Raw genomic sequence first — 13,717 nt, forward strand, 5'->3', positions numbered from 1 at the left:
GCCCGCCCCCCCCTTTTCGGGGGCCGCGGCCCCCGCCCGCCCTGGCCCCCGCCCCCCTTCCGCCCAGAACAGGACCCCCTCCCGCCATGAACATGGCCGCAGACCTCGCCCGCCGGGCCGCCCGCAACCGATGGCTCGACCGGCCCGCCTACCACGAGAGAGACCTCACCCTCACCCACGGCCGCCTCCACCAGCTCGCCGCCCGGGCCGCCACCGTCCTGGCCGACGCCGGCGCCCGCCCCGGCACCCGCATCCTGATCGCCCTGCCCGACACCATCGCCTGGGTCACCGCCTTCCTGGCCACCGCCCGCATCGGCGCCGTCGCCGTCCTGGCCAACCCCCACCTGGCCGCCGGCGAGCACGCCCACATCGTGCGCGACGCCCGCCCCCGCCTGGCCCTCACCGAAGCCTTCCTGGCCCCCCGCTTCACCGCCCTGACCCACCTCACCGGCAGCCAGCTCCTCCAGCGCGCCGCCCACCAGGCCCCCGCACCACCCGCCGAGAGCGACCCCGAGCACACCCTCTACATCCAGTACACCTCCGGCACCACCGGCGCCCCCAAAGGCGTCCTGCACCGCCACCGCGACCCGGCCCACTACTACACCGGCACCGGCGCCCAGCTCCTGGACATCGGCGAGAGCGACGTCAACCTGTCGGTGTCCAAACTGTTCTTCGCCTACGGCCTGGGCAACTCCCTGGCCTTCCCCCTGTACTCCGGCGGCTCCGCCGTCCTGCTGCCCGACCCGCCCCGCCCCGCCGCCATCGCCCGCCTGGCCGCCCGCCACCGCGTCACCCACCTGCACGCGGTCCCCTCCGCCTACGCCGCCCTGACCGCCCACAGCGACCCGGCCGCCTTCAGCGCCCTGCGCGCCGCCGTCTCCGCCGGCGAGCGCCTCAGCCCCGCCCTGGCCGCCCGCGTCACCGCCCACCTGGAGGCCCCCGTCCTGGACCAGCTCGGCTCCACCGAAGCCGGCCACGCCTTCGCCTCCAACAGCCTCACCCGCCACACCCCCGGCACCGTCGGCACCCCCGCCCCCGGCTTCGAACTCCAGCTGCGCGACCGCGACCTGAACCCCGTACCCCAGGGCAGCGAAGGCGAACTGTGGGTGCGCGGACCCACCGTCATGCCCCACTACCTGAACCGGCCCCAAGACACCGCCCGCACCCTCCTCGACGGCTGGCTGGCCACCCGCGACCGCGCCGTACGCAACCCCGACGGCACCTACACCCACCGCGGCCGCGCCGACGACCTGGAAATGGTCGGCGGCATCACCATCTCCCCCACCGAGGTCGAAGAAGTCCTGGCCGCCCACCCGGCCGTGCGCGACGTCGCCGTCGCCTCCCTGCCCAACGCCGAAGGCGCCACCAAACTGCGCGCCTTCGTCGTCCCCCACCGCCCCGGACCCGCCCAGGGCCTGGAAGCCGAACTGACCGCCCTGGCCCGCGAACACCTGGCCCCCTTCAAAGTGCCGCGCAGCGTGCACTTCGTCGACGCCCTGCCGCGCACCGCCACCGGCAAACTCCAGCGCTTCTTGATCCGCACCACCGCCCCCGCCCACTGACCACCCCGCCCCGCCCCGGAAAGGACACCCTCATGCCCCGCCTCGCCCTGCCCGAAAAGGCCTTCTACCTCGGCCTGCTGTGGGAGAAGGCCGCCGACAAGCACGGCGACGTACCCGTCACCCTCGACCAGCCCCTGGCCACCTTCCCCCACGCCGGCACCGACCTGACCTACCGCCGCATCGCCGACCTCGTCGACGACCTCGCCTCCCGGCTGTGGCACGTGGGCATCCGCCCCACCGAACGCGTCGCCATCCACAAGGACGACAACTTCGACATCGCCCTGCTGGCCGCCGCCACCGCCCGCATCGGCGCCGTGCCCGTCGTGCTGTCCGCCGCCCTGAGCCCCGACGTCGTCTCCCAGCTCCTGCACCGCCTGGAACAGCCCTGGCTGATCAGCGACGCCGCCAAACTCTCCGGCCCCCTCACCGGCCTCGACCTCGATCAGCTGGTCCGCGACACCGTGCTCGCCGGCACCACCGCCCACCGCTGCCTGCGCCTGCTCGCCGACATCACCGACGCCCCCCGCCGCCGGCCGGTACGCCTGCACCGCCACCAGACCGCCCTGATCACCCACAGCTCCGGCACCACCGGCGTCAACAAGCTGATGGTCCACAACGCCCGCGCCCTCTTCCACCGGCTGCTGCCCCAGCAGCTCATCGCCTGGCCCGTCCGCAAGAAGGAGACCGTCGCCCTGGCCATGAGCTACGTCCACTCCCGCTTCTACCACTCCCTGGGCGTCTTCTTGACCTACGGCAACCCCCTGGTCATCCTCACCGACCCCGACCCCGACACCGTCGGCCCGATCTTCACCCGCACCCGCCCCGGCCTGGTCGAGACCCACCCCAACAACTTCATCCAGTGGGAAGACCTCGCCGACGCCCCCGGCGCCCCGCTCTCCAGCGTGCGCTACTACAGCAGCACCTTCGACGCCATCCACCCGCGCACCATCCAGCGCCTGCTCGCCGCCTCCCGCCGCCGGCGCCCCCTGCTCGTCCAGCTCTACGGCCAAAGCGAGACCGGCCCCATCTCCGGCGCCTGGTACACCCGCAAGAGCGCCGCCAAGAACGACGGCCGCGACGTCGGCTTCGTCCTGCCCGGCTTCATCAAACTGCGCGCCGTCGACGACCACGGCCGCCCCCTGCCCCGCGGCCGGGCCGGCCACCTCGAACTGCGCGGCCGCGGCACGATCATGACCTACCTCGGCGAGGACGGACGCTACGAAAAACAGCGCCACGACGGCTGGTGGCGCCTGGGCGACATGGGATCGCTGCACCGCGGCGGCAAACTCCGCCTCATCGACCGCGAGATCGACCAGATCGACACCATCGACAGCAACCTCGCACTCGAAGACACCCTGATGTCCCGCCTGGAGGAACTCCTGGAGGTCATCATCGTGCCCGGCCCCGACCACACCCCCGTACCCGTGGTCTGCACCCGCCGCGACGCCCCCCTGGACCCCGAGCGCTGGCGCGCGGCGACCGCCGGACTGCCCGCCATGGCCGCCCCCCTGCACTGGCCCTTCGCCGACGTGCCGCGCACCTCCACCTGGAAGGTCCGCCGCGTGGAGATCACCCGCATGCTCCACGACGGCCAGCTGCCCCCCGCCCCCGCCGACGCCACCTGACATCAACCCAGCCCCCGCCCGGCCCCCTGGAAGGACCCCCTATGGCACCCCCCTCGCCCCAGCCCGTCCTGGTGATCGGCGCGGGCCCCGTCGGACTCACCGCCGCCCTGGCCCTGCGCCACCACCGCATCCCCGTCACCGTCATCGAGGCCGACCCCGCCGACCGCCGGCGCCCCGGCAGCCGCGCCCTGTTCGTCCACCGCGACTCCCTGGCCCTGCTGGGCACCATCAAGGCCGGCCTGGACCAGACCCTGATCGAACACGGCGTCATCTGGCCCACCCGCCGCACCGTCTACCGCGACCGCGACGTCTTCACCCGCACCTACCCCGCCACCACCGCCCCCGGCACCCTGCCGCCCTTCACCAGCCTGCGCCAGGTCGAAACCGAAAAACACCTGCTGCGCGCCTGCCACGACGCCGGCGTCCGCTTCCTGTGGGACGCCCCCGTCACCGGCACCGAACCCGGCCCCGAGGACGTACGGGTCTTCACCGCCGACGGCACCGTCCACCACGCCCGCTTCGTCATCGCCGCCGACGGCGCCCGCTCCGCGGTGCGCCACGCCCTGGGCATCCCTATGAGCGGCACCCGCTCCAAGGCCTTCCACGTCGTGGTCGACATCGCCGAGGACCCCACCGACCCGCTGCCCCTGGAGCGCGTGTTCACCTACGAACATCCCGCCCTGGGCGGACGCAGCGTGATGCGGGTGCCCTTCGCCGGCGGCTTCCAGCTCGACCTGCAGTGCAAGGACGGCGACGACCCCGAGCAGTGGGCCACCCAGGAGGCCGCCCGCGCCTGGGTGGCCCGCGTGGTGCCCCCCGCCTACGCCGAACGCCTGCTGTGGGTCTCGCGCTACCACTTCCTGCAAGTCGTCGCCGACGCCTTCACCGACCCCGGCCACCGGGTCCTGCTGGTGGGCGAGGCCTCACACCTGTTCCCCCCCTTCGGCGCGCGCGGCATGAACAGCGGCATCGCCGACGCCGTGGCCGCCGCCGACGCCGTCGCCCAGGCCCTGGCAGGAGGCGAACGCGCCGCGGCCGTCGGCGCGTTCGCCCACGCCCGCCGCGAGGCCGCCCTGTTCAACTCCCGCGCCGCCGGCACCGCCCTGGCCCACCTGCGCCCACGCCACCGCAGGACCCGGCTGCTGCAGGCCTTCTCCGCCCGCATGGCCCCCCTGGTGCCCGCCTGGGGCGAGTGGCTCGAGCGCGCCCCCTACGGGCCGCGCAGCGCCCCGGCCACCGCCGTGCACGGAAGGTACTGAAGCGCCGTGCCCGACCAGCAGAGCATTTGGTACGTCTGGCGGCCCGGCTCCCACCTGGCCCCCGCCCACCCGCCCACGGCCCCGCTCCTGGCCGCGGACTCCTGGCTCCTCCAGGACGGCCAGGCCCGCTTCCTGGCCGGGCACCGGGCCCGCTTCCTGGCCGCCTGCCGGGCCGCGGGCGCCGGACCCGCCCTGGACGCGGACGGCTTCATCACCCAGGCCCTGGCCCGCCTGCCGCGCACCGGCGCCTGGTTCCCGCGCCTGGAACTGCTCGGCGGAGCGCACCCGGTGCTGGGCCTGCGCCTGCGCCCCAGCCCCGCCCGCGCCTCTCAGGCGCGCCTGAGCTGCTGGTACGGGCCCGACCCGCGCACCTGCCCGCGCCGCAAAGGCCCCGACCTGAACGCCCTGGGCGCGCTGCGTGAGCACGCCCGCCGCCGGGGCGCGGACGACTACCTGCTGACCACCCCCGCCGGCCTCGCCAGCGAAGCCACCGCCGCCACCCTGCTGTGGTGGCAGGACGGGCAGTTGTGCCTGCCCGCGCCCGGCCTGCCCGTCCTGGCCGGCATCACCGCCGCCTGGATCACCGCCCGCGCCACCCGCCTGGGCGTGCCCCTCACCGCGCGCCCGGTGCGCCCGGCCGACCTGAGCGGACACGAGGTGTGGCTGGTCAACGCCCTGCACGGCATCCGGCCGGTGACCGCCTGGCCCCACACCCCCTACCGGGCCGGGCCCGCCGAGCGCGCCGCCGGCTGGCAGCGGGCCTGGCAGGACGCCGCCCGCCCCCTGCCCCCCACGCCCGCACCTGCGCCCGGGCCCGCGCGGTCCGGTGCGCGGGCCCGGGCCGCCCGCCCCTGAACCGCCCCTTCTTTTAAGGCCCCTTGTTCGATCCCGCCCGCCCAAGGAGACCTCCCCGCCATGAACAGCCGCCCCCTGACCCTGGCCATCGTCGGCGCCGGCCCCCGAGGCCTGTCCGTCCTGGAGCGGACCCTCGCCGGCGCCCGCACCCTTGCCACCCGCCCGCTGACCATCCACGTCATCGACCCCTTCCCGCCCGGCGCGGGCGCCGTGTGGCGCACCGACCAGCCCGCCCCTCTGCTGATGAACACCGTCGCCTCCCAGGTGACGGTGTTCACCGACGCCTCCGTGCGCATGAAGGGGCCGCTGGTGCGCGGCCCGAGCCTGTATGAGTGGGCGCGCTCCCTGCCGCGCTCACGCACCGCCGTCCGCTATCCGGCCTGGGTGCTGGAACAGGCCCGCGCCCTGGGCCCGGACGCCTACCCCACCCGCGCCTTCTACGGCCACTACCTGCGCTGGGCCTTCGACCACCTCCTCGCCCGCGCCGCCGGCCACATCAGCGTGCACACCCACGCCACCCGCGCCACCGCCCTGGACGGCGCCGGAGCACACCCGCACGGCCCGCAGACCCTGCGCCTGGCCGACGGCACCGTCCTGGCCGGCCTGGACGCGGTGGTCCTGGCCCAGGGGCACACCCCGGTACGGCCCACCGCCGCCGAGGCGGACCTGGCCGCCTACGCCGCCCGCCACCAGCTGCGCTACCTGCCCCCCGCCAACCCCGCCGACCTGGACCTGTCGGCCATCGCCCCGGGCGAGACGGTCCTGCTGCGCGGCCTGGGCCTGAACTTCTTCGACCACATGGCGCTGTTCACCCTGGGCCGCGGCGGCACCTTCCACCGCCACCAGGGCCGCCTTGTCTACCGGCCCTCGGGCCGCGAACCGCACCTGGTGGCCGGCTCCCGGCGCGGGGTGCCCTACCACGCGCGCGGCGAGAACCAAAAGGGCGCCTTCGGCCGCCACCAGCCCCGGCTGCTGAACGCCGAGCGCATCGCCCGCCTGCGCGAGCAGCGGCCCCTGGACTTCGCCGCCCAGCTGTGGCCGCTGATCGCCACCGAGGTGGAAGCCGTCTACTACCGCACCCTGCTGGCCGGCCACGGCCGAGCGGGCGAGGGCGAGGAACTGGCCGAGCGCTACCTGGCCGCCCCCTCCCCCCAGGCCCGCGCCTCGCTGCTGGACGCCCACCACGTGCCCGCCGAGGAGCGCTGGGACTGGGAACGGATCGCCAAGCCCTACAAGCAGGCCGCCTTCACCAGCGCCGGCGACTTCACCGCCTGGCTCCTGGACCACCTGCGGCACGATCTGGACCAGGCCCGCCAGGGCAACCTCCACGGGCCGGTGAAGGCCGCCCTGGACGTGCTGCGCGACCTGCGCAACGAGATCCGCCAGGTCGTCGACCACGGCGGACTGAGCGCCGACTCCCACCGCGAGGACCTCGAAGGCTGGTACACCCCGCTGAACGCCTACCTGTCCATCGGCCCGCCCGCCGCACGCATCGAGCAGATGAGCGCGCTCATCGAGGCCGGCGTCCTTGAGGTGCTCGGCCCGGAGCTGACCGTGCGCCCCCACCAGGGCCCGGAGGGGCCCCGCTTCGCGGCCACCTCCGCGGCCGTGGCCGGCCCGCCGGTGTGCGCGCGCACCCTCATCGAGGCCCGGCTGCCGCACAGCGACCTGCACCGCACCACCGACCCGCTGCTGCGCCACCTGCTGGTGACCCAACAGGCCCGGCTGCACACCCTGCACGGCCCGCACGGCGACTACGAGACCGGCGGCCTGGCCGTCACCGCCCGCCCCTACCACCTCCTGGACGCGGCCGGGCGCGCCCACCCGCGCCGCTTCGCCTACGGCGTGCCGACCGAGGCGGTGCACTGGGCGACCGCGGCGGGCATACGCCCGGGCGTGGACTCCGTCATCCTGGGCGACGCCGACGCCATCGCCCGCAGCCTGCTGGCCCTGCCCGCCCACCGCACACCCCCCGGCCCCGCCGGCGCGCTCACCTGCCCCCCACGCCCCGCCAAGGACGCCGCCGCGCCCGCCATGGCCGCCGCCACCGGCCGCGAGTGAGCCGGCCGCCCGGCCCCGACCCCTCGTTGTCTACACTGCGCTGCCGCCCGGTGAGCCGCGGGCCGCGCACCACCGGGCGGCCGGCACAGGAAGAGGTACTGATGGCCCAGACACCCACGGCACGCTGCACCCCGGCACACCTCGCCGCCCAGGCCACCCGCCTGGCCGCCGCCATGGACGCCGTCACCGACACCGAAGCCGCCCAGCGGGGCCTGACCCGCGCCGACTTCGAGGTCCTGGCCGCCCTGCGCGGCACCGGAGCAGGCGCCGGCTACCGGCTGCGGCCCGGCGAACTCGCCGAGCGCTGCCACCTGTCCTCCGGCGGCACCAGCAACATCATCCGCAGGATGGCCGAGTCCGGCTACGTGGTCCGCGAGGCCGACCTGCACGACGGACGCAGCGCGTGGGCGCAGCTGACCGAGGAGGGACGCCAGGTGGTGGACGCGGTGCGCCAGGCCGCGGACACCGTCTACGAACAGCTGCTGGGGCCGCTGCCCGGCGGCGCGGTGGAGGCCCTGTCCGGGCTGATCTCCCTGGTGGCCGCCGCCCTCGAACAGCCCCCCGCCCCCGCACAGCCCGAGGCGGCGGAGCGGGCCGCGGCGGGCCCCGCACGGCCGGGCAGGACCCGGCGGATCGTGCGCGCCCCACGGCCCGCCCCCAAACGCTGAAACCCCCCTCTCCCGGCCGCCCACGGGGGCGGCCTGCACGGAAGGGAGGAAGAGGGGGAAGCCAAAAAAAAGGGGGGGCGGAAGGAAGCCGGGCGCGTGAGCGGCGGGGCATACCGGTTGGTGCCCGGCTTCCTGTCGTCCATGGTGGCCCGGGCCGGTGGCCGGCCACAAAGGCCGCGGTGCTACTTCGGCACCTGCCCCGCCCGCCTGCGGGCCGGGGCCGTAGGGCCGGGGGGCCGTACGGGTGGCGGGCACCGGCCGGGCGGATCGGCGACTTGGCCAAGTGGGACCGGCCGGGCCCGGGCGGGAAAGGCCGGGAAAGGCCCGGGCGTTCAGCCCGGTGATGCGCGGCCATGTGGCACCCCGGGTGCCCCGGGCCGCGCCCCTGGCACGCCCCCGCACCACCGCCTAGGAGGCACTGGATGAACACCAGCGTGACGCGCCCCGCCGCCCATATCGGGGCGCTGCTGAGGCACTTCGGAGATCTGCGCGATGGCACCCACGGCGACGGCGCCGTCTCGCGGGCGGCCAAGGAGGAACTGTTCCAGCAGGCCGTCGCGCTGCTGGACCCCTACGCCCGCCAGGTCCTCGAGGAGTTCAACACCCACCTGCTGGGCGGCTCGGGCCAGGTGCGCGCCAGCGGGCCCCAGCGCGCCGAGGACGGCGGCCTGGCCGCCACCTGGGCGCTGAGCTGGCCCCGCCAGCGCGCCGAGGGCATCGACCCGATCAGCCTGGTGGCGCACTACGGCAAGGGGTTCCACCACCCGCACCTGCGCGGCGCCACCGTCGCGGAGTGGCCGCTGAACGTCTTCACCGACGAACAGGCCGCCGCCGAGGTGCCCACCCTGCGCGCCATCGCCGCCGCCGACCTGCACAACCTCGTCTTCCAGCGCGACTTCCGCATCGTGCCCGCCGTCACCGACCCCCACAGCGCCCCCGCCGCCCCGCACCAGGAGGCCTGATGGACCGGGCCCCTTTGCGCCTGTCGGTACTGGACCAGTCCCCCATCGGCCAGGACCAGTCACCCGCCCAGGCATTGCGCGCCTCCGCCGACCTCGCCCAGGCCGTGGACCTCCTGGGCTACACCCGCTACTGGGTGGCCGAACACCACCACTCCCCCGGATTCGCCGGCACCGCCCCCGAAATCCTCGCCGGCCACCTCCTGGCCCGCACCCGCCACCTGCGCATCGGCACCGGCGGCGTCCTGCTGCCCCGCTACCGGGCGGCGAAGGTCGCCGAGGTCTTCAACGTCCTGGCCGCGCTGCATCCGGGCCGGGTCGACCTCGGGGTGGGCCGCGCGGGCGGCCCCGCCGACCGCTTCCCCGACCAGGTGGAGGAACTCCGCCTGCGCCTGGGCCTGATCGAGGGCCGGCGCCCCGAGGTGGACCAGAGCGCGCCCGTGCCCCCGCACCTGTGGCTGCTGGGCGCGGGCACCCACTCCGCCCGCCACGCCGGACAGCTGGGCGCCGGCTTCGCCTACGCCTACTTCCTGACCCACAAACCGGGCCGGGCCGTCCTCGACGCCTACCGCGCCGCTCTCGAAGACACCGGGCAGCCGCCGCGGCGCGGCGTGGTGGCCGTGCGCGTGGTGAGTGCCGACACCCAGGCCAGGGCCGAGGAACTCGCGCGCGCCGTGCTGCTGTGGCGCAGCCGCAAGGACCTGGGCCAGGACCTGCCCCTGCCCTCGGCCGACAGCGTGCGCGCCCACCGCTGGAGCGAGGCGGAGGCCGAACGGGCCACCGCGCTGCGCCGCACCCTGGTGGCAGGCACCCCCGAACAGGTCCACCAGCAGCTGACCCGGCTGGCCGCCGCACACGGCACCGACGAACTCCTGGTGAACACCCTGACCGCCGACCCCGCCGACCGGGTGCGCTCCTACCAGCTGCTCGCCCAGGCCTTCCAGCTCACCGCGGGCCGGCCCCAGACGGTGCCCGCCTAGCGGCGCCCTACGCCTGAGCCGCGCGGCGCCCGGCAGACACAGGCGGCAGAGCCCGAAAGCGGGCTCTGCCGCCTGTGCGCTTTCCCCGGCCCGGCCGGGCGCACACCAAAGCGGGGCGGCCGTTGGTGTACGGCCGCCCCGGGGGGTCTGGGTCCTCCTGTCTGCGGTTGTGGTCCGTGCTGGGGTGGTTGCGTCTGGTCCGGCGTACGGCTATCGCGTGCTCCTCTCGCCGGGGGCGGTCATGTGTGTCCTCCTCCTTCTTCTTCGTCTTCTCTTCTTCGGCTGTACGGAGTGGTACGGGGTTGTGCGCGGGTCTGGCTGTCGGTGATCGGGACGGGGGATCGGGGTTGGAGGTCGGAGGGTCAGGGTCGGAGGTCGGGGTTGAGGGTGGTCGGGGGGCCGGGGGGTCGGGGTGGGTTACTGGGCGTCGATCTCGTTGCGGTAGACCATGAGCTTGGCGTCCTTGGCCACGTAGTAGTTCTGCACCGAGTAGGCGATGGTGGCGAAGTCCAGGCGGCCGTCGCCGTTGAAGTCGGCGGTGGCGATGCGGGCCACGGACTCGTCGGAGACCCGCCACTTGGCCCACACGCCGTTCTTCAGGTCGATGGCCTTGTAGTACATGACGCCCTGCCAGGGCCACGGGCCGCGCAGGGCGACCAGGAACTCGTCCTCGCCGTCGCCGTCGAAGTCGGCGGTGACGATCTGGTGTCCGGGGCCCTCGCCGTTCTCGTTCGGGTCGCCGTAGACGTCCAGCAGGACACGGTTCCACTCCACGTCCTCGGGCCGGCCGTCGGTGGCCTTGGTGTAGACGGCGACGGTGTTGCCGTGGAAGGGCTCGACGGCGGCGACGTAGCCCATCGCGTCCTCGCCCATGCGGCCCACGTTCAGGTCGCCGCTGCCGCGGAAGCCCGTCTGCTCGAACTGGGTCAGTTCGCCGGTGCCGATGAGCTTGCGCACCCACTCCTTCTTGGTGTCGTCGTAGAAGACCCAGGTGACGCCCTCGTCGGAGGCCAGCAGGAGGGACTCGCGGTCAGAGCCGGGGATGAGGCCCTGCTTCTTCTCCGCGCCGTGGATCATGCGGAAGTGGCAGTCGTCGATGACGGTCATCGGCCACTCCTCGGCCGTCTGGACGTCGTCGGGCTGGGTGAACATGACCACCGGCAGGACGGCGTGGACGTCCTCCTTGGCGACGATCGGCAGGCCGATGATCTCCAGGCGCTCGGTCTGGGTGAAGTAGCCCGCCCGCAGCCGGTGCATGCCGGTGGCGCGGCCCACGTAGTGCCTCTTCCAGCGGGACTCGTCCTTGTCGGGGCTGCCCGGGTTCTCCAGCCAGTCGATCTTGCCGCCCTGGGTGTTGGCGTCGTGGATGGTGCCGATGGGGCCGTAGAGGTCGTAGCAGAGGATGATGTCGGGGCGGCCGTTGCCGTTGACGTCGGCGTAGTCGGCGCCGACCGGCATCTTGATCTTGTCGGCGACCAGGCGGCGGGTCCACTTCTCGTCGTTCTGGTACCAGTAGATCTCGCCCAGGCGCAGGCCGTAGCCGAACAGGTCGGGCTTGTTGTCGCTGTTGAGGTCCGGGGCCTCCAGCCAGTATCCGTCGCGCAGCTGGTCGGCGACCAGCTCGGCGGTGAACTTCGGGGCGCGGAAGGCGGACAGGGTGTCGGCGGTCATGGTGGTTCTCCTTGAGGTGTCGTGGGGCGCGGCGGCCGAAAGGGGCGGTGGGCGGGGTCAGGGGGTGAGGCGGTGGTATTCGACGGCGAGCCAGAGGCAGTCGGTGTCGGCGTAGTACTGGTGCCAGGGGTAGTGGTAGGAGCCGTCGGGGCGGATGGTGCAGAACGGGTCGGGGGTGGTGTAGCCGGGGCTCATGCGCAGGTCTTCGTAGAGGCGGGTGGGGTCGGGGGCGGTGAACTTCTGCATGCGGCCCAGGCCGTGGACTTGGGTGTGGACTTCGATGAAGTCGTGGCGGTTGTGGATGTGGCAGTCGGTGCCGGCCGGGGCGAACCAGAGGTTGGCCTTGATCTGGAAGTCCTGGGCGCGGGCGGGGTCGGGGTCGGGGGTCTGTCCCAGCAGGTGGGCGGGGTCGAAGCGGGTGGTGCCCGCGTCGTCCTGGGGGCTTTTGAACAGGGGGGTGGTGCGGGGGAAGGCGGCCTCCTCGGGGAGCAGGTCGGCCAGGTGCTGCCAGCCCGGCTCGCCGGTGATGGCGCCGATGGGGGTGTCGAGGTCGGTGCGCAGCAGGATGAGGGTGTCGGCCTGCTGGATGCGGGTGTCGCGCAGGATGGTGGAGGACAGGGGCGCGATGCCCTTGCGGGGGTGCTCGCTGACGGTGACCGGGCGGGGCTGGGGGTTGACGACGAGGGCGGTGCCGTTAACGGCGTAGTCGCGGGCGTGGGTGATGAGGGTGGCCTGCACGTGCGGTCCGGAGAAGGTGAGTTCGGTGGTGGTGTGGGTCTGCTGGCGGGTGGTGGGGGTCATGGCGGTGCCTCCTGCCGGGTCGAGGGGTGCTGGCCGGGTGGGGTGTGCTCAGGCGCGGGCGAAGGTGGCGGTGCGGGCCAGTTCCGCGGACAGCTCGTCGATGGCGATGGCCGGGGTGAACTGGTCGGGGGCGGGGCTGTCGCCGAAGAAGTGGGCGATGGCGTCCACGGTGCGCTCGGTGGCGCGGCCGTCGCCGTAGGGGTTGGTGGCGTTGGCCATGCGGTCGTAGGCGCCGGGGTCGCGCAGGAGTTCGCAGGCGGCCTGGACGATGCCGGGTGTCTTGGTGCCCACCAGGCGGGCGGTGCCGGCGACGACGGCCTCGGAGCGCTCGGTGACGCTGCCGAGCACCAGGGTGGGCTTGCCCAGGGCGGGGCCTTCCTCCTGGGCGCCGCTGCTGTCGGAGACGATGAGGTCGGCGCGGCGCATCAGCTTGCTGAAGCACAGGTAGGACAGCGGGTCGACGATCGTGATGTTGGGGTGGTCGCCGATGCGGGGCAGCAGCGCGTCGCGCACGACGGGGTTGCGGTGCAGCGGGATGACCACGCGCACGTCGGGCTCGTCGGCGATGGAGGCGAACGCCTCGGCGATCTGCGGCAGGTCCGGCCAGGCCTCGCGGCGGTGGGCGGAGGCCAGGACCACGCGCCGGTTGTCGCTGTCGAGGTCCTCGATGGCCTTGGAGCCGTAGTCCTGGGCGCGGTCGCTGGCCCAGCGCAGGGCGTCGATGACGGTGTTGCCGGTGACGACGATGCTGTCCTCGGCGATGCCCTCGCGCAGCAGGTTGGCGCGGTTGCCGGGGGTGGGGGCCAGGTGCAGGGCGGAGACCTGGGCGACCAGGCGGCGGTTGCCCTCTTCGGGGAAGGGGGAGTTGAGGTGGCCGCTGCGCAGGCCCGCCTCGACGTGGATGACGGGGATCTGGTGGTGGAAGCCGGACAGGGCGCCGGCCAGGGTGGTGGCGGTGTCGCCGTGCACGAGGACCGCCTCGGTCCTCAGCTCCTTGAACACCTCGCCCAGGCCGTGCAGGGAGCGGGAGGTCACCTGGGACAGGGTCTGGCGCGGCGCCATGATCTCCAGGTCGATGTCGGGCTCGAGGCCGAAGGCCTCCAGGGTCTCGTCGAGCATCTGGCGGTGCTGGCCGGTGGAGATCACGGTCGGGGCGAAGCGCGGGTCGTCCTTCAGGGCGCGGATGACGGGGGCGAACTTGATGGCTTCGGGGCGGGTACCAAGGACAACGGCGACGGAACGCATGGCATTTATTCCTTTTCTGTGTCAAAGGGGA

The 13,717-nt window shown here is 74.1% G+C and carries 11 protein-coding genes; 8 read left to right on the top strand and 3 right to left on the bottom strand.

Features of this window, described 5'->3' with window-relative positions:
* Window positions 1–86: 86 nt before the first annotated feature.
* From AC07GB_RS34390 to AC07GB_RS34425, 8 genes are all read left to right on the top strand, one after another.
* Window positions 87–1,562: an AMP-binding protein gene (locus AC07GB_RS34390; protein WP_478852490.1), complete on the top strand. Its 1,476-nt coding sequence runs from the start codon at window positions 87–89 to the stop codon at window positions 1,560–1,562.
* Window positions 1,563–1,594: 32 nt separating this feature from the next.
* Window positions 1,595–3,187, top strand: coding sequence for a class I adenylate-forming enzyme family protein (locus tag AC07GB_RS34395; RefSeq protein WP_478852492.1), 1,593 nt, complete (start codon window positions 1,595–1,597; stop codon window positions 3,185–3,187).
* Window positions 3,188–3,228: 41 nt separating this feature from the next.
* Window positions 3,229–4,446 (top strand): FAD-dependent monooxygenase, encoded by a 1,218-nt coding sequence (locus AC07GB_RS34400; protein ID WP_478852494.1) that lies wholly within the window; start codon window positions 3,229–3,231, stop codon window positions 4,444–4,446.
* Window positions 4,447–4,452: 6 nt separating this feature from the next.
* Window positions 4,453–5,301 (top strand): aminotransferase class IV, encoded by an 849-nt coding sequence (locus tag AC07GB_RS34405; RefSeq protein WP_478852496.1) that lies wholly within the window; start codon window positions 4,453–4,455, stop codon window positions 5,299–5,301.
* Between the two features lie 60 nt (window positions 5,302–5,361).
* Window positions 5,362–7,362, top strand: coding sequence for an FAD/NAD(P)-binding protein (locus AC07GB_RS34410; protein WP_478852498.1), 2,001 nt, complete (start codon window positions 5,362–5,364; stop codon window positions 7,360–7,362).
* Between the two features lie 101 nt (window positions 7,363–7,463).
* Window positions 7,464–8,030, top strand: coding sequence for a MarR family winged helix-turn-helix transcriptional regulator (locus AC07GB_RS34415; RefSeq protein WP_478852500.1), 567 nt, complete (start codon window positions 7,464–7,466; stop codon window positions 8,028–8,030).
* Between the two features lie 422 nt (window positions 8,031–8,452).
* Entirely contained in the window at window positions 8,453–8,992 is a 540-nt protein-coding gene (locus AC07GB_RS34420; protein WP_478852502.1) for a hypothetical protein, read from the top strand.
* Complete coding sequence (locus tag AC07GB_RS34425; protein ID WP_478852504.1) at window positions 8,992–9,969, top strand: MsnO8 family LLM class oxidoreductase; 978 nt, start codon at window positions 8,992–8,994, stop codon at window positions 9,967–9,969. The genes AC07GB_RS34420 and AC07GB_RS34425 overlap by 1 nt, the downstream gene beginning before the upstream one ends.
* Window positions 9,970–10,386: 417 nt before the next feature.
* Here AC07GB_RS34425 and AC07GB_RS34430 read toward each other — a convergent pair whose 3' ends face one another.
* The 3 genes from AC07GB_RS34430 to wecB are packed head-to-tail and all read right to left on the bottom strand — an operon-like array spanning window position 10,387 to window position 13,686.
* Window positions 10,387–11,640, bottom strand: a complete 1,254-nt coding sequence (locus tag AC07GB_RS34430; RefSeq protein ID WP_478852506.1) for an FG-GAP repeat domain-containing protein — start codon at window positions 11,638–11,640, stop codon at window positions 10,387–10,389.
* 57 nt (window positions 11,641–11,697) lie between these two features.
* Entirely contained in the window at window positions 11,698–12,441 is a 744-nt protein-coding gene (locus AC07GB_RS34435; RefSeq protein WP_478852508.1) for a hypothetical protein, read from the bottom strand.
* A gap of 48 nt (window positions 12,442–12,489) precedes the next feature.
* Window positions 12,490–13,686, bottom strand: coding sequence for a non-hydrolyzing UDP-N-acetylglucosamine 2-epimerase (wecB, locus tag AC07GB_RS34440; protein ID WP_478852510.1), 1,197 nt, complete (start codon window positions 13,684–13,686; stop codon window positions 12,490–12,492).
* Window positions 13,687–13,717 lie beyond the last annotated feature (31 nt).

It is taken from the genome of Streptomyces sp. NPDC045778 (genome assembly GCF_056431945.1).

Excerpts from the sequence above, each read along its gene's own strand:
- AC07GB_RS34390 (WP_478852490.1), top strand. The coding sequence starts at position 87 with ATGAACATGGCCGCAGACCTCGCCCGCCGGGCCGCCCGCAACCGATGG.
- AC07GB_RS34395 (WP_478852492.1), top strand. The coding sequence starts at position 1,595 with ATGCCCCGCCTCGCCCTGCCCGAAAAGGCCTTCTACCTCGGCCTGCTG.
- AC07GB_RS34400 (WP_478852494.1), top strand. The coding sequence starts at position 3,229 with ATGGCACCCCCCTCGCCCCAGCCCGTCCTGGTGATCGGCGCGGGCCCC.
- AC07GB_RS34410 (WP_478852498.1), top strand. The coding sequence starts at position 5,362 with ATGAACAGCCGCCCCCTGACCCTGGCCATCGTCGGCGCCGGCCCCCGA.
- AC07GB_RS34415 (WP_478852500.1), top strand. The coding sequence starts at position 7,464 with ATGGCCCAGACACCCACGGCACGCTGCACCCCGGCACACCTCGCCGCC.
- AC07GB_RS34420 (WP_478852502.1), top strand. The coding sequence starts at position 8,453 with ATGAACACCAGCGTGACGCGCCCCGCCGCCCATATCGGGGCGCTGCTG.
- AC07GB_RS34425 (WP_478852504.1), top strand. The coding sequence starts at position 8,992 with ATGGACCGGGCCCCTTTGCGCCTGTCGGTACTGGACCAGTCCCCCATC.
- AC07GB_RS34430 (WP_478852506.1), bottom strand. The coding sequence starts at position 11,640 with ATGACCGCCGACACCCTGTCCGCCTTCCGCGCCCCGAAGTTCACCGCC.
- AC07GB_RS34435 (WP_478852508.1), bottom strand. The coding sequence starts at position 12,441 with ATGACCCCCACCACCCGCCAGCAGACCCACACCACCACCGAACTCACC.
- wecB (WP_478852510.1), bottom strand. The coding sequence starts at position 13,686 with ATGCGTTCCGTCGCCGTTGTCCTTGGTACCCGCCCCGAAGCCATCAAG.